The organism is Mammaliicoccus sp. J-M40, assembly GCF_022386395.1.
GTDB classification, from domain to species: Bacteria; Bacillota; Bacilli; order Staphylococcales; family Staphylococcaceae; genus Mammaliicoccus; species Mammaliicoccus lentus.
Genome location: NZ_JAJNIQ010000003.1, coordinates 164,384 through 185,452, shown reverse-complemented (window position 1 = coordinate 185,452; position 21,069 = coordinate 164,384). Strand labels below are relative to the sequence as shown.

Here is a 21,069-nt window from a genome sequence, read left to right as displayed (position 1 = left end):
ATATTTTATTTAATATATTGGAGGAAAATTTTTTGAAAAAACTATACACAGTAATCGCATTTTTAGCAATATCATTAATACTAGGAGGATGTGCACCACAAGAAGGTGGCATGTTCCATTCAACATTTGTTGAACCATTTGTTCATCTTATTAAATTCTTTGCATCATTTTTCGGTAATAGTTACGGAATAGGTATCATCATTGTAACGCTATGTGTACGATTGATTGTAATGCCTTTCATGTTACGTTCTTTTAAAGGGCAGAAGAAAATGCAATTTAAAATGAAACAACTTAAACCACAAATAGACGAAATTAATAAGAAAATGAAATCAGCTAAAGATGAAACTGAAAAAGCACAATACAGCCAAGAAATGATGGCTTTATATAAAGATAATGATGTAAATCCTTTAAACATGGGTTGTTTACCGATGTTGATACAAATGCCAATATTAATGGCATTATACTTTGCAATATATAATAATGATGCATTAGCAAGTCATAACTTTGCTTGGTTTAATCTAGGCACACCAGATATATACATGGCTCTGATTGCAGGTGGATTATATTTATTACAAGCATATTTATCAACACGTTATTTACCAGATGAATCTAATAACCAAATGAAATATATTATGTATATAAGTCCAATTATGATATTTATTGTGAGCTTGAATATGCCAGCAGCATTACCATTATATTGGAGCGCTAGTGCAATCGTCTTAATTATTCAGCAGTATATATCAAATAAATACTTTAATTATCACGAAGAAGAAATTGAAGTACAAACAAGTACGTCATAATATAAAACAAAAAGACCCTTCCAATCCGAGATTAAATCTAGAGGATTGGAGGGGTCTTTTTATTTAGTCGGTTTTGAAGTTGCATTCTTTTTACGCTTTTTTATTACCAGTTGTATTATTACTAATATAACCGCTAATGAAACAAGTAAGATATTCCTCGTTGCGCCTATAGGTACTAAAAAGTGTATAACTGTAAATATTATTATAAATGGAAGTATATAAATTAACGCATCTTTTACTTTAAATGTTCTAAACGATTCATCCCGTATTTGGAATACAAAAAGGAAAATCGTCATAAAGAATATTATAAAAATGAGAGCTAACCAATCTATAGAATCTGATATTACCCAGCCACAAAACATAATGAAAAGTGTTAATGAGATAAGATATTTGATTTTGCTTAACATAGTGTGTTCTCCTATTCGTACAGTTTTATTCTGAAATGAACACCTTTTTCTGTAGGTAATGATTATTTATCTTTTGGTTTAAGTGACTTTATATTTTTGAATCCTGAACGATGGTCCGCAAGTTGCTCCATTACTTCATGCCAGTCTGTTCCTGCTTCTCCAAATGTTTCTTGTAGTAATTCATTTTGGGCACGGTTTAATTTGTTTACTAGTGCACTGCCTTCTTCAGTTGGGTATAGACATTTTACACGTTTATCGTTTGGTGAGTCGGCATCTCTTATAAGTCCTTTTTCTTTAAGCATTTTCAATGATGCATGCGAAGCTTGTTTAGATATTTCTAATGTTTCGAGTAAGTCTTTAATCGTAATGCCAGGTAGCTGATCAATAAAGAATAAAAATCTATGATGTTGTCTACTCATTCCGTGATCTTTAATGATGTCGTCTGCTGTATTTATAAATGTTTTGTATGCGAAGTAAAAAAGCATATGATCATAATTATTTTTATTATCCATAGTGTCGTCTCCTTTTTGTTCATTATAATAGAAAAAAGAATAAAACGCATTTATAGGTCAAGTTAATTGACTTAATTAGTATAAAGGCATACAATAGTAATTGTTAGATAGATTAAAGAAACTATAAGAAATATCCAAAGATATTTTTTTACACTAATAGGTCAATATAATTGACCTAAATAGTTATTCAATATATATAAAGGTGGAATGGACATGAAAAAACGTGTTGGGGAATATTTAATGGATTGTTTAAGTGAAGCTGGGGTAAACAAAGTTTTTGGTGTTCCTGGTGATTTTAACTTAGCATTTTTAGATGATATTATAAGCCATGAAAATTTAGATTGGGTTGGTAATACGAATGAATTGAATGCAAGCTATGCAGCTGACGGTTATGCAAGATTGAATGGAATTGCTGCAATGGTAACGACTTTTGGAGTAGGTGAATTAAGTGCTGTAAACGGGATTGCAGGCTCATATGCTGAACGTGTACCTGTCATTCAAATTACTGGAGCACCTAGTACTGTAGTTGAAAATGCAGGAAAATATGTACACCATTCTTTAGGAGAAGGGCAATTCGACAACTATAGAAAAATGTATGAAGAAATTACAACAGCTCAAGGGTATATTACAACAGAGAATGCGCAACAAGAAATTCCACGCTTGATTAATGCTGCACTATCTGAAAAGAGACCAGTACACATACATTTACCTATTGATGTAGCACAATCTGAAATTGAAATTACAGAAGGATTTAAATTAGCTGAACCGGAACAACAAGATGTTTCTAATATTGTTAAGATGGTTCAAGAAAAACTTCAATCTGCTAAACAACCTGTTATTATCGCAGGACATGAAATAAATAGTTTTAAACTGCATGAACAATTAAACGAATTTGCACAATTAACGCAAATACCAGTAGCACAATTATCTTTAGGTAAAGGTGCATTTAATGAAGAAAGTCCGTTATATATGGGAATTTACGATGGTAGTATCGCTGAAGAAAACATTAGAAATTATGTAGATAATAGTGATGCAATATTAAATATCGGTGCAAAATTAACAGACTCAGCTACGGCAGGGTATTCATTTGGTTTTGATATTGATGATGTCGTAATGATTAATCATTACAATTTCAAATTAAATGAAACAAAAATATTTGATATCACGTTGCCAAATCTTATAAATGGTTTACTTGATGTGAATTATGAAAATAAAGCATCATATCCAAAGCTTAAACGTGCAGCAAAAGGCAACTATACAGTGAATAACGAACCGTTAACGCAAGAAACATACTTTAAAATGATGCAAGAGTTTATAGGTATTGATGATGTTGTGTTAGCTGAACAAGGAACGTCATTCTTCGGCGCTTATGACTTAAATTTATACAAAGATAATACATTTATAGGACAACCTTTATGGGGTTCAATCGGATATACTTTACCAGCAACTTTAGGTACACAACTTGCTGATTTATATAGAAGAAATATTTTATTAATAGGTGATGGTTCATTACAATTAACAGCACAAGATCTTTCAACGATGATTAGAGAAGATTTAAAACCTGTTATATTCGTGATAAATAATGATGGTTATACTGTTGAACGTAAAATTCATGGTGAAAACCAACCATATAATGACATTCAAATGTGGGATTATAAACTACTACCAGCAGTCTTCGGTGGGAAAGATAAAGTCGCTATACATGATGTAGAAACATCTGAAGACTTAGAAAAAACATTATTAAACATTAATTCAAAACCAAATCAAATGCATTTTGTCGAAGTGAAAATGGCAGCTTCAGACGCACCAGTAAAATTAGACGCAATTGGTAAAGCATTTTCTAAACAAAATAGTTAATATTAAAAAAGAGGCATTGTTTTAAATAATGCCTCTTTTTATACATATAGGATGCTTATAGCAGTATAAACGAGTAGTAATGCCATTATAAGATTAAACATTAATTCATATTGGTTTATAAATTTTTTGAAGATGCTACCAAAAACGCTCCAACTAAATGTTCCTAAGAAACCAATTAAAGCTAAATAAATAAGCAGTATAAATTGCAATAATGGATCTTCAAAATTAGGTGTAACAAAAGCTGCGACAACACTCAATGCATAAATTGTACCTTTAGGATTGATGAATTGAAGAGCCATTCCAAATTTAATGTTATTATATTTTTCGCTAAAACCATTTTCATCTGTACTTTTACTTGTAGCAATTTTATAAGCTAAATATAATAAATACACAGCACCAAAAATCTTCATAAATAATTGAACTTTAGGGAATACTTGATATAAAAATGAACTAAAAAAGTTTGAAATAAGTAATAATAAAAAGAAACCTAAACCGACACCGATACAAAATCTTAAAGAACCAATCATGCCGTTATGTTTGGAATAAAAAAGAGACATTATATTGTTAGGGCCAGGCGTGAAACTAGAAACTACAGCGTAAATGGTCATAGACAGAACGAGCATTTAAAAACCTCCCTAAATATGCTATAACGTTTTTATATTCGTTATAGTTGTTGTGCTTTATATTATAACTTTAGTGCGTTATATTGTAAATAAGAAGGTGAAATTGTATGAGAGAGATTCATGAAATAATAGCAGAAAATCTAAAAAAATATCGAAAAAATGAAGGGCTAACTTTAGATAAAGTAGCGACAATGACAGGCGTTAGCAAAACAATGCTTGGACAAATTGAAAGATTGGATTCAATACCATCCATCTCAACTATTTGGAAAATATCTAACGGATTAAAATTGTCATTTACTTCTTTAATAGAAGAGCAAACTGAAGATATTGAAGTCATTAAAAAATCAGAGTTACACGAAATGACGATGGATAATGATAAATATAAAGTTTATCCATATTTCTCATTTGAACAAGATAAACAATTTGAAATCTATATGGTTGAAATTGAACCGGGTGGATTTTTAGAAAGTGAACGACATACAAACGGTGCAACAGAATATTTAACCGTATATGAAGGAGAACTAGAACTAGTAGTTAATAATCAAACTTATTATCTAGAAAAGAATGATTCAATTAAATTCAAAGCAAACTGTCAGCACAGTTACCGCAATAAAGGTAATGATACAACTAAAATAAATATGACAATACATTACGCTTCATTGTAAACAACAACGAAACCGGGTCGGGGCATAACAATTGTCTTGGACTTTTGTTGTGTCAGCGTGAGTAGCTTCTAACGTGCAAGAAATATAAGACAAGCCCGTTACATTTTCTAACGTGCTAGTGGTTGTGAACAAGCCGGTTAGCGCAATATCCTTCCTTATTTTAATGTAATTTTACATTGAACACATCTGATACGAGGCTCTAACGTGCAAGAAATATAAGACAAGCTCGTTACATTTTCTAACGAGCAAGTGGTTGTGAACAAGCCCGTTAGCGCATTAATCTTCATTATTTCAAAGTAATTTTACACCAAAAATATCTGATATGAGGCTCTAACGTGCAAGAAATATAAGACAAGCCCGTTATATTTTCTAACGAGCAAGTGGTTGTGAACAAGCCCGTTAGCACATTACTTCCCACGATTTTGTAAAGCACTGACGCTTTAGGGAATAGTCCTAATCCAGTCAGCTACTGCCAATATAACAAAAGGCCTGAGATATTGAATCCTAGACTCATAACCTAAACAAGCATGCACGAACAAAATCGTAGTAGATTATATAAAAATAACATCTCATTTCTAACTGAATAAATCAGTGAAATGAGATGTTATTTATTTTGAGTTAGGAATTATTTATCAAACTTTTTTCGATCCCAATCCCGTTACCTTTGCTTATTATTGATATATGGCAATGTTGAAATTATGGATGGAATATAACTTTGTCGTAATGTTTCTTCTTATTAACTAGGTTATAAAATGTATCTGGACCTTCACTTAATGGTAACTTATCTGAAATGATAGGTTCAACTTGGATTTCTCCAGTAGCCATATAATGTAATGTTGCAGTCCATTCTTTCCCAGGAAATGGTGCAGATAGACCATTCCATGAACCTAAAACGTTTAATTCGTTCCGTAATATTTTTTCAAAATGTGTGCGTTCTAATTCGATATCTGCATAAGGTATGCCTAATAGTAATACCTCTCCACCTTTAGTAGGGAGTGTAAGTACTTGTCCGATAGTAAAAGGTGATCCAGCAGATTCTACAGCGACATCTATTTTACAATTGATTTCTGATATTGCGTCTTCGAGTGATTTATCTTTTGAGTTAATGATATAGTCTGCACCGAGTTCTTTAGCTATATCTAATTTATGACTATCTATATCGATAGCAATAATTGTTGTAGCGCCAAATATTTTTGCCCATTGGATAGCTAGTAAGCCAATACTACCACATCCCATCACTGCTACAGTAGCACCGGGTTTCATATTGGTACGATAAAAACCGTGTGATACAACAGCAGATGGCTCAACCATAGCTGCTGTATCAAAGTCGACGTTATCAGGTAATTTTAATACATTATGTGAGGGTAATTTGATATATTCAGCAAAGCAACCTGGTACATATGAACCTATAACATAGAGTTTTTCACATCTTGAGTATTCACCTTTTTCACAATACTGACAAGTGTGACATGCAATTGCAGGGCAACCCGTTACCGAGTCCCCAACTTTAACATGTGTAACTTTATCTCCGATTTCTTCAACTATACCAGAGAATTCATGACCGAAAGTCATCCCTTCTCGGTAAGGACCAAGTTTCTTATAGCGTGAAGTGTCTGATCCACATATGCCAGTTGCTTTTACTTTAATAATGACATCAGTAGGTGTTTGGATAGTAGGATTTAATGTATCTTCAAATCTCAAATCTTCAACACCGTATAAATTTAATGATTTCAAATGTTTCACCCTCCCTTGATTATAAATTGTTATGACTAGTCAGCAGAAACTTCTTTCTTCTTGAATAACTTTGCTCCAAAGTAACTTAAGAAAACAGCACTATTACAAACGAGTAAGTTATTCATGTAAAAATCAGTAATACCTCTCATTGGTCCAAGCATAAAATCTAACATTGGTTCTACCATATTCAATAATCTCCTTTAATAATTTATTGGATAGGGCGGAGTAATACTTTAATACCTTCTCCACCTTTAATGTGGTTATATCCTTCGTCCCATTGTGTTATATCTAATTCAGTAGTAACGAGCGCCTCAGCGTTAACTTCTCCAGTGCTTAATAGTTGTAATGAAGGTTCCCAATCTGCAGGTTTTTGACTTCTACTACCAACAACTCTAATTTCTTTTTGTACGATTTTTTCTAAATCAAAAGGAATTTCAGGGTCTTTAAAAATACCAACTTGAACATATCGGCCTTTTTTACGTAATAAATCAAGACCTTGTTTTGCAGCTGGTACAGCACCTGAACATTCTAATACTACATCAGCGCCATAACCATCTGTTAAACCATTAACGTATTCTTTCAAATCAGTATGTTGGATGTTAACAACGTGATCTAAGTTCAGTTCTTCTGCTTTTTTTAAACGTGCTTTATCGTTGTCTAAGCCAGTAATAATGACTTTTCCGCCTTTACTTTTCACAACTTGAGCGACTAATAATCCTATAGGACCTGGCCCCATAACTACAACAGTGTCGTCTTGATAAATATCGATTTTAGAAACAGCATGGTAAGCACAAGCTAATGGTTCTGTCATAGAAGCGGCTTTATAAGATACGTTATCAGGTAATTTATGAACGCTTGCAGCACGAGCAACTAAATAATTAGTAAATCCACCATTTTGCTGTGTTCCTAGACCTTTTCTATGGTTACAAAGGTTGTAGTCACCAGTTTTACAATATTCACATTCACCACATATATAATAAGTTGTTTCTGAAGTCACACGATCGCCAACTTTAAAATCATTAACATTTGAGCCTACTTCGACAATTTCTCCTGAAAATTCATGACCTAATGTAACAGGGTAGTTTACTTTATAGTGACCCTCATACGTGTGTACATCAGTACCGCAAATACCAGCATAATGAACTTTTATTTTCACTTCATTTTCAGAAGGTGTGGGAATTTCCTTTTCTAATATTTCTAAATTACCAAATCCAGGTTCAGTTTTTACTAATGCTTTCATGAACTTTCATCCCCTTATTATTAATTAAACAAACTAAAGAACTTGAAGATAATATAGTTTAAGATGTTACCACCTTGGTCAAGACTTGAGATTTGTGATGAGCCTGATGGCATTTTGACGTTTGTTCCATCTGCCATACTAGTAAAGATAGGTGCTACATCTGTTGCGATGTATAAAGAAATAGCAACCATAATTGTACCGACAATTACAGAATGTATGATGTTACCACGTGCGGCACCTACTATAAATGCAACAATAAATGGTATTGTTGCTAAGTCACCAAATGGTAAGACTTGGTTACCAGGTAAAATAACTGCTAATAAAACTGTAATTGGTACTAAAATTAATGCAGTTGAAATAACTGCTGGGTGGCCAAGTGCAACTGCTGCGTCTAGACCAATGTAAATTTCACGATCACCGAATCGTTTATTTAACCAAGTACGTGCAGATTCAGAAACTGGCATTAAACCTTCCATTAAAATCTTAACCATACGAGGCATTAATACCATTACTGCTGCCATCGACATACCTAAATTAATAACATCTCCAGCGTTATAACCTGCTAATATACCGATAATCAAACCTAGAACTAAACCAACAAATATAGATTCACCAAATGCGCCGAAACGTTTTTGAATTGTTTCTGGATCAGCGTTTAATTTGTTAATGCCAGGAATTTTTTGAAGTCCTTTTACTAAGAAAATCCCAGGAACATATGAAATTGTACTACCAGTTGCAATTGAAACACCTGGTAGATCATAGAACTCGCTCATCATTGGAGCTGTCCAGTCTGCTACTTTCAGACAAACAATTTGGAATAGTGCAGCAGCGACTAAAGCTTGCCAAATACTACCTGAAATTGCATAAACCATGGCACCCATGAATGTGTAATGCCAGAAGTTCCATATATCTACGTTCATTGTTTTTGTAGTCTTTGTTAATAACATAATGACGTTAATAACGATACCTAATGGAATGATAAAAGCTGCAATAACTGAAGCCCAAGCGATTGAAGAAGTTGCTGGCCAACCTACATCAATAACATTTAAACTTACACCTAAGTTTTTAACCATTGCTTGTGCTGCTGGTCCTAAGTTATTTACAAGTAAATCAATAACTAAAAATATACCTACGAATGCAACACCGATTGTTAAACCTGAACGGAATGCTGCACCGACTTTTTGTCTAAAGAATAAACCTAGTAAAAATATAACAATCGGTAGAATAACCGTTGCACCTAAGTCTAGAAAAGCTTGAATAAAATCTACGAAACCACTCATACCCTACACCATCCTCTTTTTTAGAAGAATGAGGTTGAAATATCAAAGTTGTGAATTTCAACCACATGCTAGTTATTTTGATTTTAAAAACTTATTATTTTTGTAAAGCGTCTAAGATTTCTTTTTTAGTATCTTCTACACCAATACCAGTTAAGAAGTTTCGTGCATTAATTACTGGGAAGTCATATTCTTTTTGAGTCATAGCTGTTGTAACGAGAAGGTCTGCTGTATCCGTATATGCGCCAACTTCTGAAATTTTAATTTGTTTTAAATCTACTTTAATATTGTGTTCTTTAGCCATTTCCTCGATTGCGTTATTTACCACTGTTGATGTTGCGATACCTGCTCCACATGCTACTAATACTTGTTTCATAATTATTTCCTCCTAATTTTAAGAATTTAATATTTAAATTCTTTTCCTGTTATATTTTAATTTTTTAAACTTCGCTTAATTCTTTATCTATCGTTTCTACAATTGTTTCTTTGTCAGTTGCGTTTGCAATAGTTTCTAAAATTTCATCATTTTGGAATATGCCCATTAATTTTTGAAGTAATGAAAGTTGAGCCTCCTCTTTATCCATTGCTAGCATAAAAATTAACTTCACATCTGTTGTTTCTTTTTCTTCTCCCATAATGACAAATGGAACTGTTTCTTTGAGCGTAGCGATACCGATTGCTTTAGATTGTACGTGCTGAATGTCGGTATGCGGGATTGCCACAGAACAATACACAGTTGGTAAACCTGTTGCAAATGAACGTTCTCTTTCTATTACAGCATCTTTATAAGATTCTTTAACATATCCGTTTTGATACATATGGTCAGATAACTTACTTAATGCTTCTTCATTTGTCGATGCCTCTAAATCTATAAGGACATTCGAGATATCGATTTTCAAATCTTGCATATAACGCAACCCCTTTGTTTTAATCTATTTTTGAGTAATGCTTAATAATTTCATAAACTTCTCTTTTAGATTGAGTTTGTGAAATACGTTGAATATTTTGAGTATCTTGAGACAAATCTCTTAATTGTAGCAGGGGACGTAAATGTTTAAATTTATCAGCTGCAGCAATGACTACAAAGATATAAACATCTAACCCTGTACTTAATTTAAGAGGTTCTTCTAGTACCAACATACTCATTGAAGTACGGTTAACAGTGTCCTCGCCATCAGCATGAGGTATCGCTATATTTTGATTGATTACCATATAAGTATCGTCAAAAGCATTGTTCATCAAGTCTATATATTGATTATCGATATACCGCATTTTGACAAGGGGTTCAGCTGCTAATTGAATAGCTTCCTCGATATTCATAACATTTTTTGTGAAATGAATATGGTTTACAGGCAATAAATCTTGTAAATCTAAATTGCTATTTATAGACAAAGTAGATGCTTTAATGGATGAATATGCATACGTATCTTCAAATTGATCTTTAATTTGATTGAACAGTTCAGCTTCGTTATGAACCGTGGCATGTTCACGTATAATTGAAAGCATTTTTTCGGCTTGGATATCTGTTTCTAAAGTGTTATTTAATTGACCAAAAACATGTTGCCTTAGCTCGTGTTTCTCTTGAGCAGTCAAAATCGTTTTTGTAATGTACAATTTTTTATTAGTCATAATGTGCATTGGCGAAAATACGATATCAAAATCTAAATCGTATTGATTAAATTCGCGAAGTGACAAAGCATCTAGAAAAATAAATTCTGGAAATACACTTCTTAATTCTTGCAACATTAATTTCGAAATAGAAGTTCCTTGTGTACAAACAACAACGGCTTTTACTTTCTGATCGATATCTTCATCTTGCCTTCGTAAACTTCCACCTATTAACATTGTTAAATAAACTGTTTCTTTATCCGGTAATTCTTGGTTAAGAAACTTTTCTAAAGGTTTAGAAGATAATTTAACTAAGTGAAAGAGCTCTTTATAATCTTCTTTTAGTGAATTTGTTAAGCTATCAACATCAGATAATTGATAACGAATACGATAAAATGCAGGCTTCATATGATGCATAAGCTGATGAATTAACGATTCTTTATCTTTAAAAGTAATAAATGTTAGTTTTTCAAATTGCTCAATCATTTCTTCAAGTGCATATTGAAGTTCTGGCAGATGTTGAACATCATGTAGTTCTGACCATTGAACACTCGTTGATAATAATTGTAAAGTTATAAACAACTTTTCTTGCATAGGTATTTCTTGATAATTTGAAGTTAAAATTTCAGTTGCTTGATATTCTTGAGTATCTGAAAGATCATCATAACCAATAGAAAATGGTGCGACTATCTTATCGTGATTAATTCGCCTTAATATCAAGTAAAGTTTATAAGGTAATGTAAGTGTACTTTCGTCAATGAACATATTATTTAAATATTGTTCCACTTTATTAATGTGTTTGTTAATCAATATTATTTTGTCTTCTTCTATATTTAAACTATTGATTACGTCATTTTCTGAAATATTTAAAGTGAATACTTTATCAATTAATCTCATCAATAAGCGTCTTACTTCAAACTCATTACCAGATAAGTAATATCCTTGTTGGCGTGAATAATTAATTGATACATTGTATGAGCTTATTAATTCCTTTAATTGTTTAATGTCATTGAGCACGGTATTCTTACTTACTTCTAAATCGATTGAGAAGTGATTTAAAGATAGTACTTCATCTTCTCTAAACAACATCAACAAAATGAGGTGCGCGCGCTGATAGGCTGTATAAACCTGCTCACTTTCTTGATGGAGAGTTTCACTAGGAATATTAAGAAAATCTTTAATTGAATCATCAACTATAAAGAAACCTTGACTAGTTCTTTCTATTTGTGGATAGTCTTGTTCTTTCAACCAATCATTTAACTTTTGAATTCTGTATCCTAGTTGTCTGCGAGAAATGTTAAACATCGATTCTAAATCTTTACCTTTTATTTTTGGATTTTTGATCATTTCAGTTATGATATTAAAGTTTTCCTTCTGTATATTGATTCCCTCCTTTGTTGTTAAATCCAATTTATCACAGTACATCAAAGAGTTGTACAACCTTTAATCACAAATGTTATTTATATTTATGTACACCATTGTGATTATGTACATAATAAGCGTATTTATTTTTTATAAATGATGTATTTTTATTCCATTTATCTATTATTGATTTTTTATATTTCAATGTTATATTGAATGTTATTAAATTTTTATAAACCCCAAAATTTTAAAGTTGATAAGAATTTTTAATTATTTATATAGGAGTGATTTTAGTGCATATTAATGTACTATATGAGGATAATCATTTACTCATAGTGGAGAAGCCAGTCAATATTGCAGTTCAAGAAGATGCATCAAAAGATATGGATTTATTGAACATGCTAAAAAGTTATATTAAAGAAAAATATAATAAGCCTGGTGATGTATACCTAGGACTTGTACATAGACTTGATAGACCAGTAGGAGGCGTGATGGTATTTGCGCGTACATCTAAAGCAGCGTCTCGTTTGTCTAATGAATTGAGGAAACAACAAATATATCGAAAATATAAAGCGATTATTCGTGGAACATTACCTAATAAACAAGGGGAGTTAGTGGATTACTTATACAAAGATCGTAAGAAGAATCTTGTAAGTGTCGTTAGTTCTAAGAATAAAGATGGTAAAAAAGCGATACTTGAATATAAAGTGTTAAGTAAAAAAGATAATTTGAGTATGTTAGAAGTAGAATTAAAAACTGGTAGATCTCATCAAATTAGAGTTCAATTAGCTAATCAAGGTACACCCCTTTATGGTGATCAAAAATATGGGGAGCACGTAAATAAACATGGGCAACAAATTGCGCTTTGGGCATCTAGCTTAAGTGTTAAGCACCCGACTAAAGATGAAATGATTACGGTTGAATCAGAACCACCAAAAGAATATCCATGGGCTGAATTTACACATACGTCAGTCTAACCTGTACATAATATTAAGGAAAAAGTATTTTCTTCTTGCTTATAACGTAAGGTCACAAGATACAATTAAACTAACACTAATATAGTGATCGTTATAAAAATGAGGAGGCAAAATATGAAGTGGACTACAGGTGAAGTAGCAGAATTATGTGATATCACAGTTAGAACTGTACAGTATTATGATAAGAAAGGTTTAGTTAAGCCGAGTGTGATTTTAAATAATAGAAGATTTTATACTGAAGAAGAACTCAATCAATTACGAATTGTTACAACATTGAAAGATATGAATTTTTCATTGAAAGAAATTAAAGAATTACTTTATTCAACGCAATCTATTAAAACGCTCAATATGTTGTTAGATGAAAAGTTACTGCAACTTGACGATAATATAGAGCATAATAAGCAAAAGCATAAACAAATTAAGTTTGTAAAAGAGAGTATTAGTAAAGAAAGTAATTATCCTGTATCTAATATTTTAAATTTAAGAAATAAATCTGAAGAACATCAAAAGATGCAAAACTTTCGAAAAAAGTTTATGGGAATATCAATAGGCGTAGGAGTTATACAATACAGTAGTATATTGATGGCTATATTAAAAAAGAAATGGAAACCAATTATTCTTGTTTATCCATTTATCATATTATATGCAGTAATAGCTTCAAAGCGTTATTATGAGGTCGTTCAATATGTGTGCCCAAATTGTCAAAGGGATTTCAAACCAAAATTTTCAGAGTGGTTTACTTCAAATCATACGTATCAAACTAGAAAATTAAAGTGTCCAAAATGTGGTGTAGAGAGTTATTGTCTTGAGACATATAAATAAAATAATAGATTATAAAAAGCCGAGCCATTGATAATAAATTCAGTGGGGTGGCTTTTTTAGTATTAAAAATAAAAGGAATTTTTAGTTAATCTAATTTATGTGCAATTAATCACAAACTATATTTAATTTAAAATATAAAAATTTATGTTGTAAGCGTTTCCTTATTATGCTATATTCAATTTATTAAATAAGTCATCATATGACCACATGAATTTATGGATAAATTAATTATGAAAGTTGGATAAATATGAAGGAAAAAAGAACTAATATTAGATGGTTTTTTGCAATTGCATTTTTCATTATCGGTATAATCGCATATATGGACCGTTCAAATATTTCTATAATTGCAGGACCAATGATGGAAGATTTAAATATGAACAAGACGCAATTTGGTTTATTAGCGTCATTCTTCTCATTAGGTTACGCTTTAATGCAAGTACCTTCAGGGGTTTTAGCGGAGAAATTTGGGCCCAAGAAAATGTTAACAATTGCACTACTTTGGTGGAGTGCTTTCACAATTTTAACAGGTATTATTAAGAATCACGGATTATTATATCTTGTACGTTTCTTATTCGGTGTCGGTGAAGCGCCAATGTACCCTTCTAACGCAGTATTTAACAGTTATTGGTTTAATAAAAATGAAAAAGGTAGAGCATCTTCTGCATTATTAGCAGGGTCGTATTTCGGACCTGTTATTGCACCAATAGTGACAATTGCTATTATGAACGCTTTTGGCTGGCAAGCAGTGTTTTATATATTCGGTCTAGTTGGTATCGTAATTGCTATACTTTGGGCAATTATTGCGAAAGACTTACCTGAACAACATAAAATGGTTAACGAAGCTGAACAAAGATATATTATGGAAACGCGTGATGTAGTAGAAACTGATAAGACTACTGCTCCGTGGAAAGTATTTTTCAGTAGATTCAGTTTTTACGCAATTGCAGCACAATACTTTGTTGTACAGTTTGTTATCACATTATTCTTAATTTGGTTACCTACATACATACACGAAACACATCATGTAGAATTTAATAAAATGGGATTCATTGCAGGTGCACCTTGGTTAGCAATGTTTATATTGATTATGCTAGGTGGTACTATTTCAGATAAAATTTTATCAAGCGGTAAATCTAAATTTATGGCACGTGGCGTAATCGCAATATCTGGATTTGTTGTATTCTGTATCTCACTTTACTTTGCATTATCGACAGATAGTTTAGCTATGAACATATTCTGGTTATCACTTTGTTTAGGTGGTGTAGGTTTATCAATGGGTATGAGTTGGGCTACAGCTACTGATTTAGGTCGTAACTTTGCAGGTACAGTTTCAGGTTGGATGAACTTGTGGGGTAACATCGGTGCATTACTCAGTCCATTATTAGCAGGTTTCCTAGCTGATAGAATTGGTTGGACAATGACATTACAATTAATGATGGTACCAGTAGTATTTGCAATCATTATGTGGTTCTTTATTAAACCAGATAATCCTTTAGTAAAAGATTCTAACGTTTAAGTTTAGTTTAATGATTTATAAAGATGATCTTGGGATGTAAATCCCAAAATCAAAATAAAGCTCCTAATCCTAGTATATTTAACTAATGGATTAGGAGTTTTTAATTATATATGCAATTTCAAACTAGTATAAAAGTTTAGGTATACCTAACAAAAATATTTACAAAACAAGTTAATAGGTTTATCCTCTTCATATAGAGGTGTTAGATATGGGCAGAAGTTTAGAAGAAATTAATAGTACAGTGTCCTTTGACTCTGAGGCAAATGCTTTTAGAAAATTTCTCATGTATTTAGGACCCGGCTTACTAGTAGCAGTCGGATACATGGATCCAGGTAACTGGATTACATCTATGGCTGGCGGGGCACAATTTGGATATATATTATTATTTATTATTTTATTATCAAGTTTAGCAGCGATGTTATTACAAAGTATGAGTGCTCGTTTAGGTGTTGCGAGTGGTATGGATTTAGCACAAGTTACAAAGTATATGTCGAATAAACCACTTGGCATTTTTTCATGGGTGTTAGCAGAATTAGCTATTATGGCAACAGATATCGCCGAAGTAATCGGTAGTGCCATAGCTCTTAATTTATTATTTAATATTCCTTTAGCATTAGGCGTCACAATTACAGTGTTAGATGTCTTTTTATTACTGATGATTATAAAATTAGGTTTCAGAAAAATAGAAGCAATTGTTGGTGTATTAATATTTACAGTTCTCGTAATATTCGTATTTGAAGTATATTTATCATCCCCTGATGCGAGTTCATTATTTGCTGGATTTATCCCTAGTTCTGAAATTGTAACGAATAAGGGTGTGTTATATATAGCTTTAGGTATAATTGGCGCGACGATTATGCCACACAACTTATATTTACATTCATCTATCGTTCAATCTAGAAATTATAAAAGAAATAATCAAGGTAAAAAAAGTGCTATAAAATACGCTATTATAGATTCTAATATTCAATTAACAATTGCATTTGTGATTAATTGTTTATTATTAGTACTAGGTGCCGCATTATTCTATGGCAGTAACGAAGCGTTAGGTAGATTCTTTGATTTATACCATGCTCTAAGCCATTCAAACGTTGGCGGTGCTGTAGGTGGCGCTGTGATGAGTACATTATTCGCAATCGCATTACTAGCATCTGGACAGAATTCTACCATCACAGGTACATTATCTGGGCAAATTGTTATGGAAGGATTCTTAAATATTAAATTAAAACCATGGGTACGTAGATTAGTAACTCGTGTGATAGCTGTTATTCCAGTGTTCATTTGTTTATGGTTATATGGTTCAAGTGAATCAAAAATAGAAGATATGTTAATATTTACACAAGTATTTTTAAGTTTAGCATTACCTTTTAGTATTATTCCGTTAATTATGGCGACGAATAATCCTAAAATAATGGGGGAACAATTTACTAATAAAACTTGGATTAACATCATATCTTGGATTTTAGCTGTTGTATTAAGTATCTTAAACATATATTTAATCATAGAAACGATACAAGAATTTTTATAAAACTTATTAAGCTGATAGAATGCGTAACTAAACGTGTTTTATCAGCTTTTTATATATGATGAGGTTATAAGAAGTATGAGCAACTATTTCTGTTGTGCAAAATAATTTTACAATTTTAGAATAATTTTATTTTATTAGGGAAGATAAAATTGTATAGCGAAAATTTAAAGGAGAGTTTTAAAGTGAAAGCACACAACAAAGAATCGGTAGGAATAGCATTCGCTTATACAGGCGTAATTGTAGGTGCGGGTTTTTCAACAGGACAAGAGCTTCTACAATTCTTTACGAATTTTGGCTTATGGAGCATCCCTGGCGTTATACTAACTGCGATTATTGTAATATTTGTAGGTCGACAAGTTTCAAAAGTTGGATACAGATTAGATACAGAGTCGTATGAAGTTTCCTTAGTAAATATATTTGGTAACAAACTAGGCACCATAATTGATTACATATTAATTTTCTTCTTGTACGGTCTTTCTGTCATTATGATTGCAGGTGCGGGTTCGGCCTTTCAAGATGGTTTTGGTATTGAGCCGTGGCTAGGTTCCTTGATTATGACTATTGCAGTATTTATAACTTTATTGCTTAACTTTGATAACATTATGAAAGCATTAGGGTCGATTACACCATTTTTAATTGTTTTAGTTTTAATTATTGCAGGGTACCATATTATCAATCCAACGATTCCTTTTTCTGAAGTGAATGAGTATAGACAAATAGATCGTACTCCAACAGGATTATGGTGGTGGGACGCAATTACATATGCTGGGTTAGATATGGCAACAGTGTTTAGTTTTTTAACAATCGTAGGATCGGGCGCTAGTTCGCATAAAGTAGCAAGAAGAGGTCCTTTAATAGGAGGTATCATTATTATTGTATTGATGCTTCTAATAAACGTTGGCATGCTTGTTAACTTAAAAGAATCTAACGAATATGGCTTGCCAACATTACTACTGGCAGAACAAATTCATCCTATTTTAGGATTTTGTATGGCTATTATTATGATGCTTGTAATATATAATACAATTGTTGGTTTAATGTATCCATTCTTAACACGTTTTACAAAAGCATATTCAAAAAAATATCTCATGTTACTCATTGTCGGATTATTATTTGGCTACGGATTAAGCTTCGTAGGTTTCGTAGACTTAGTTAATTTCTTCTATCCGATATTTGGTTATATAGGTATAGTCATATCAATCGCACTATTTATTAGATGGATTATGAATAAATTCACTAAGAAAAAACTAGTTTAAATATATATTTATAGTAGATCGTTTCTTGTAAAAAGAAGCGGTCTTTTTTTAACTGAATAATAATTTACAAAATTATCCAAAAAAATTATTTCAAAACTGGAATTGAGATGCTATAATATTTTCAAGCAATTAATGATAACGATTATCATTATCATTGTAATTTATTTAAGGAGAGATTAAGCATGTCAAAACATCGAAATCACATCACGAAGCAAACTGAACCAAAGACAAGACACCACTACTCAATTAGAAAATTCACATGCGGCGCGGCATCCATAGCGATAGGAGCTACTTTATTTTTAGGTATTAACCATGAAGCTCATGCAATGGATGACCAAGCTACTCCAGTAAATGACCTTAATAGTGCAAGAACAGAAGCGCCACAAAATATTGCGGATAACAGTAAACCTGCAGATGCCACAACAGTTGAGAAGAAAGCAGATAAAGAACCTACAAGGTCTGAAGCATCTACAGTTCAACCAAATAAAGAAAATAGCACAGTAGAAAATAATCAGAATGGAAATGCTCAACCCAACACGAATACAGCAGAACAACCACGAGTAGCGGATAAAGCTGCTGAAAACTCAAATGAACAAGTACAACCAGAAGTAAATAAGCCAACTACTCAACCTTCACAGGCAGATAATAGTAACGTTAATGAAAAAGCTAATGCAAACAATCAATTACAAGATTTAGGATTTGTTGTTAAAAAAGAAAAAACGGAAGATAAATCAGTTATGGATGACTATTTAGAACATCCTTCAAAAGTTAAACATGAGAATGATAAATCATATGTACAATTCACTCTAAAAAACCCTTCATGGTGGAAAATGTTCGAATTATATGACGGAACAAATAAATTAAACATAGAAACTTTATCAGAAGACAAAGACAAGCGTACTGTTCAAGCTGAAGTAAACCCTGGTGTAAAAGAATTAACATCAAAAGTACATATTGTTGTGCCATTTATAAACTATGATAATAAATATACAACTCGTTTATTTTTCGATAATGAAGTACCAGCACCACCAGTTAAAGAGCCAGCTAAACCAGCAGAAGAACCTAAAAATGATAATATGTCAGCAAATAAAGAAGAACAGACTTCGAAATTAAGAGAAGATGTTAAAAATCCTTCTATTCATGATAAAAAATTAAATGATGAAATGAGACCAATTAATTATGCGATTTTCAATAATGAAACAAATGAAAAATTAACTTATTACAGTTTAATGATTAAAAATCCAGCTCATATTATTTTTGATGGTAAGCAACCAATTGTAGAATTTAAGGTGGATGGACCTTCTACATGGTTAGAGTTTGATTTATTTGATGGAACAGATAAATTAGATTATGAAGTTGTTTCTTACGATACTGAAAATGAAGTTGCAACAGTAAGGGTTAAAGTAAAAGAAAATACAAAAGAAATTAAAATTAAAGGTACTGGTAAAGCATTGGGTATGGTTAATGAATATCCATTAGGTAAAATTGTATTCGAAAAACCAATCGTAAATGAGAAAAATAATTATGATAGCCAATCTGATTATAAAAAGAAAAAAGATAGAGAAAAATATGATAATGCTAAAACTTTAGAAGATAAAATACGCGAACTTAAAAAATTAATCAATAAAGTACAAGACAAAGAAAAAGAAAGTTATACAAAAGAATTACAAGATCTAGAAAATAAATTAGATAAAGAATTAAAATCTGCTGTAACTGAGTTTGAGAATGCACCGATTACAAAAGTTGATATAAATAATCCAAATGAAAGAAAAATCACAATCTTACACAGCTCGAAACCAGAACAATCACATATGGATTTTGAAGTGAAACGACCGGTACAAGTGATCGAACAAAATGGTAAAAAGATGCTTCTTGTGACATTATCTCATGATTCTATGTGGAAAGATTTCCAAGTTGAAGGTAAAGATGGATATAAACGACCACTTACTATAAATAGAGATAAAGAAAAAGATGAAAGAACAATTATGTTCCCTCTAGAAGAAGGTAAAGATATTTATAACACAATTATCAAAATACATTTAGTTACACCTGAAGTTGAATATGAAGGTTCTTATCACGTTAGAATTAATGATTTAGGTGATGTTGTTGATTCAGGAACAAATATGGATAAACCAGCGATGAAGCCAGAAGAGAAACCGATGCCATCAGAACCAGCAACGAAGCCAGAAGAGAAACCAATGCCATCAGAACCAGTAATGAAAGCAGAAGAGAAACCAATGCCATCAGAACCAGTAATGAAAGCAGAAGAGAAACCGATGGCAACAAAACCAGTAATGAAGCCAGAAGAGAAACCAATGCCATCAGAACCAGCAATGAAGGCAGAAGAGAAACCAATGCCATCAGAACCAGCAATGAAGGTAGAAGAGAAACCGATGGCAACAAAACCAGCAATGAAGCCAGAAGAAAAATCAATGGCGACAAAATCAGAAGAGAAGTCTGATGAAAAAGAATGTACTAACAAAATGAAAGACGTGCCGATGAAAGACGCTAAAAACACAACTGGTATGACATCAAGTATGTCAGAAAAACAATCTAATATGTCGGCAATGAAACAAACAAATAGTAAAGAAATGATGAAAAAAGATAATAAAGGAAAAGCAGAAGAGAAATCTAAACAAAAAGAAAATAAAAAAGCTTTACCTAAAACTGGGGAATCAGAAATTGTAAATACAACATTATTTGGATCTTTACTAGCAGCATTTGGAGCGTTCTTCTTATTTGGTAAAAGAAAAAGAAAAGAAGAAAAATAATAATTAAAATATAAAATGAAAAACAGAGGCGATTCTTAAAATGACAAGAGTTGTCTCTGTTTTTGTATTGAATTTTATGAGATTTGATATTGTTTATGATAGATAAGAAGTAGA

Annotated in this window: 19 protein-coding genes; 9 read left to right on the top strand and 10 right to left on the bottom strand. The window is 31.9% G+C overall.

From position 1 onward, the window contains the following. Nucleotides 1-32 precede the first annotated feature (32 nt). On the top strand, nucleotides 33-800 hold the full coding sequence (gene yidC / locus LQ688_RS05410; RefSeq protein WP_070045193.1) for a membrane protein insertase YidC: 768 nt from the start codon (nucleotides 33-35) through the stop codon (nucleotides 798-800). Between the two features lie 59 nt (nucleotides 801-859). Here the strand turns inward: yidC and LQ688_RS05405 are convergent, their stop codons facing one another. Together LQ688_RS05405 and LQ688_RS05400 are read right to left on the bottom strand one after the other, a co-directional pair. After that, nucleotides 860-1,207, bottom strand: a complete 348-nt coding sequence (locus tag LQ688_RS05405) for a hypothetical protein (protein ID WP_218708122.1) — start codon at nucleotides 1,205-1,207, stop codon at nucleotides 860-862. 62 nt (nucleotides 1,208-1,269) lie between these two features. Continuing rightward, nucleotides 1,270-1,719, bottom strand: a complete 450-nt coding sequence (locus tag LQ688_RS05400; RefSeq protein ID WP_016999873.1) for a MarR family winged helix-turn-helix transcriptional regulator — start codon at nucleotides 1,717-1,719, stop codon at nucleotides 1,270-1,272. 213 nt (nucleotides 1,720-1,932) lie between these two features. Here LQ688_RS05400 and LQ688_RS05395 point away from each other — a divergent pair, with 213 nt between their 5' ends. Then, complete coding sequence (locus LQ688_RS05395; RefSeq protein ID WP_231051432.1) at nucleotides 1,933-3,576, top strand: alpha-keto acid decarboxylase family protein; 1,644 nt, start codon at nucleotides 1,933-1,935, stop codon at nucleotides 3,574-3,576. Nucleotides 3,577-3,614: 38 nt separating this feature from the next. Here LQ688_RS05395 and LQ688_RS05390 read toward each other — a convergent pair whose 3' ends face one another. Beyond that, nucleotides 3,615-4,199 (bottom strand): LysE family transporter, encoded by a 585-nt coding sequence (locus tag LQ688_RS05390; RefSeq protein ID WP_147640787.1) that lies wholly within the window; start codon nucleotides 4,197-4,199, stop codon nucleotides 3,615-3,617. A gap of 107 nt (nucleotides 4,200-4,306) precedes the next feature. Here LQ688_RS05390 and LQ688_RS05385 point away from each other — a divergent pair, with 107 nt between their 5' ends. Next, nucleotides 4,307-4,864 carry a helix-turn-helix domain-containing protein gene (locus LQ688_RS05385; protein WP_218708118.1) on the top strand — a complete coding sequence of 186 codons (558 nt, stop codon included), beginning with the start codon at nucleotides 4,307-4,309 and terminating at the stop codon, nucleotides 4,862-4,864. Nucleotides 4,865-5,560: 696 nt separating this feature from the next. On the opposite strand, the gene LQ688_RS05380 is transcribed toward LQ688_RS05385, so the two are convergent. From LQ688_RS05380 to LQ688_RS05350, 7 genes are all read right to left on the bottom strand, one after another. Further along, on the bottom strand, nucleotides 5,561-6,598 hold the full coding sequence (locus LQ688_RS05380) for a galactitol-1-phosphate 5-dehydrogenase (RefSeq protein ID WP_239752665.1): 1,038 nt from the start codon (nucleotides 6,596-6,598) through the stop codon (nucleotides 5,561-5,563). Between the two features lie 35 nt (nucleotides 6,599-6,633). Then, complete coding sequence (locus LQ688_RS05375) at nucleotides 6,634-6,783, bottom strand: hypothetical protein (protein ID WP_167751250.1); 150 nt, start codon at nucleotides 6,781-6,783, stop codon at nucleotides 6,634-6,636. Between the two features lie 23 nt (nucleotides 6,784-6,806). Next, nucleotides 6,807-7,838 carry a zinc-binding dehydrogenase gene (locus LQ688_RS05370; RefSeq protein ID WP_017000187.1) on the bottom strand — a complete coding sequence of 344 codons (1,032 nt, stop codon included), beginning with the start codon at nucleotides 7,836-7,838 and terminating at the stop codon, nucleotides 6,807-6,809. Between the two features lie 20 nt (nucleotides 7,839-7,858). After that, on the bottom strand, nucleotides 7,859-9,118 hold the full coding sequence (locus LQ688_RS05365; protein ID WP_017000188.1) for a PTS galactitol transporter subunit IIC: 1,260 nt from the start codon (nucleotides 9,116-9,118) through the stop codon (nucleotides 7,859-7,861). A 94-nt stretch (nucleotides 9,119-9,212) separates the two neighbouring features. Further along, entirely contained in the window at nucleotides 9,213-9,491 is a 279-nt protein-coding gene (locus LQ688_RS05360; RefSeq protein WP_239724034.1) for a PTS sugar transporter subunit IIB, read from the bottom strand. Nucleotides 9,492-9,555: 64 nt separating this feature from the next. Beyond that, nucleotides 9,556-10,023: a PTS sugar transporter subunit IIA gene (locus tag LQ688_RS05355; protein WP_239724036.1), complete on the bottom strand. Its 468-nt coding sequence runs from the start codon at nucleotides 10,021-10,023 to the stop codon at nucleotides 9,556-9,558. Between the two features lie 19 nt (nucleotides 10,024-10,042). Next, the gene (locus LQ688_RS05350; RefSeq protein ID WP_050988905.1) at nucleotides 10,043-12,148 is read right to left on the bottom strand and encodes a BglG family transcription antiterminator; all 2,106 of its coding nucleotides are present in this window, start codon (nucleotides 12,146-12,148) and stop codon (nucleotides 10,043-10,045) included. 230 nt (nucleotides 12,149-12,378) lie between these two features. On the opposite strand from LQ688_RS05350, the gene LQ688_RS05345 reads away from it, so the two are divergent. From LQ688_RS05345 to LQ688_RS05320, 6 genes are all read left to right on the top strand, one after another. Beyond that, a complete protein-coding gene (locus LQ688_RS05345) occupies nucleotides 12,379-13,062 on the top strand; it encodes an RluA family pseudouridine synthase (RefSeq protein ID WP_017000192.1) in 684 nt (227 codons plus the stop codon). Between the two features lie 114 nt (nucleotides 13,063-13,176). Further along, a complete protein-coding gene (locus LQ688_RS05340; protein ID WP_064211777.1) occupies nucleotides 13,177-13,884 on the top strand; it encodes a MerR family transcriptional regulator in 708 nt (235 codons plus the stop codon). A 247-nt stretch (nucleotides 13,885-14,131) separates the two neighbouring features. Next, nucleotides 14,132-15,400, top strand: coding sequence for a pyruvate MFS transporter (locus tag LQ688_RS05335; protein ID WP_064211778.1), 1,269 nt, complete (start codon nucleotides 14,132-14,134; stop codon nucleotides 15,398-15,400). Nucleotides 15,401-15,608: 208 nt separating this feature from the next. Next, nucleotides 15,609-16,928 carry an Nramp family divalent metal transporter gene (locus LQ688_RS05330; RefSeq protein WP_070045187.1) on the top strand — a complete coding sequence of 440 codons (1,320 nt, stop codon included), beginning with the start codon at nucleotides 15,609-15,611 and terminating at the stop codon, nucleotides 16,926-16,928. A 182-nt stretch (nucleotides 16,929-17,110) separates the two neighbouring features. Next, nucleotides 17,111-18,184, top strand: a complete 1,074-nt coding sequence (locus tag LQ688_RS05325; RefSeq protein ID WP_239752664.1) for a YkvI family membrane protein — start codon at nucleotides 17,111-17,113, stop codon at nucleotides 18,182-18,184. 182 nt (nucleotides 18,185-18,366) lie between these two features. Then, the gene (locus tag LQ688_RS05320; protein ID WP_239724042.1) at nucleotides 18,367-20,955 is read left to right on the top strand and encodes an NEAT domain-containing protein; all 2,589 of its coding nucleotides are present in this window, start codon (nucleotides 18,367-18,369) and stop codon (nucleotides 20,953-20,955) included. The last annotated feature ends 114 nt before the right edge of the window (nucleotides 20,956-21,069 follow it).

Bases quoted from the DNA above. Each gene is read 5' to 3' on its own strand.
- LQ688_RS05405 (WP_218708122.1), bottom strand. From the start codon at position 1,207: ATGTTAAGCAAAATCAAATATCTTATCTCATTAACACTTTTCATTATG.
- LQ688_RS05400 (WP_016999873.1), bottom strand. From the start codon at position 1,719: ATGGATAATAAAAATAATTATGATCATATGCTTTTTTACTTCGCATAC.
- LQ688_RS05395 (WP_231051432.1), top strand. From the start codon at position 1,933: ATGAAAAAACGTGTTGGGGAATATTTAATGGATTGTTTAAGTGAAGCT.
- LQ688_RS05390 (WP_147640787.1), bottom strand. From the start codon at position 4,199: ATGCTCGTTCTGTCTATGACCATTTACGCTGTAGTTTCTAGTTTCACG.
- LQ688_RS05385 (WP_218708118.1), top strand. From the start codon at position 4,307: ATGAGAGAGATTCATGAAATAATAGCAGAAAATCTAAAAAAATATCGA.
- LQ688_RS05375 (WP_167751250.1), bottom strand. From the start codon at position 6,783: ATGGTAGAACCAATGTTAGATTTTATGCTTGGACCAATGAGAGGTATT.
- LQ688_RS05370 (WP_017000187.1), bottom strand. From the start codon at position 7,838: ATGAAAGCATTAGTAAAAACTGAACCTGGATTTGGTAATTTAGAAATA.
- LQ688_RS05365 (WP_017000188.1), bottom strand. From the start codon at position 9,118: ATGAGTGGTTTCGTAGATTTTATTCAAGCTTTTCTAGACTTAGGTGCA.
- LQ688_RS05360 (WP_239724034.1), bottom strand. From the start codon at position 9,491: ATGAAACAAGTATTAGTAGCATGTGGAGCAGGTATCGCAACATCAACA.
- LQ688_RS05355 (WP_239724036.1), bottom strand. From the start codon at position 10,023: ATGCAAGATTTGAAAATCGATATCTCGAATGTCCTTATAGATTTAGAG.
- LQ688_RS05350 (WP_050988905.1), bottom strand. From the start codon at position 12,148: ATGTACTGTGATAAATTGGATTTAACAACAAAGGAGGGAATCAATATA.
- LQ688_RS05340 (WP_064211777.1), top strand. From the start codon at position 13,177: ATGAAGTGGACTACAGGTGAAGTAGCAGAATTATGTGATATCACAGTT.
- LQ688_RS05335 (WP_064211778.1), top strand. From the start codon at position 14,132: ATGAAGGAAAAAAGAACTAATATTAGATGGTTTTTTGCAATTGCATTT.
- LQ688_RS05330 (WP_070045187.1), top strand. From the start codon at position 15,609: ATGGGCAGAAGTTTAGAAGAAATTAATAGTACAGTGTCCTTTGACTCT.
- LQ688_RS05320 (WP_239724042.1), top strand. From the start codon at position 18,367: ATGTCAAAACATCGAAATCACATCACGAAGCAAACTGAACCAAAGACA.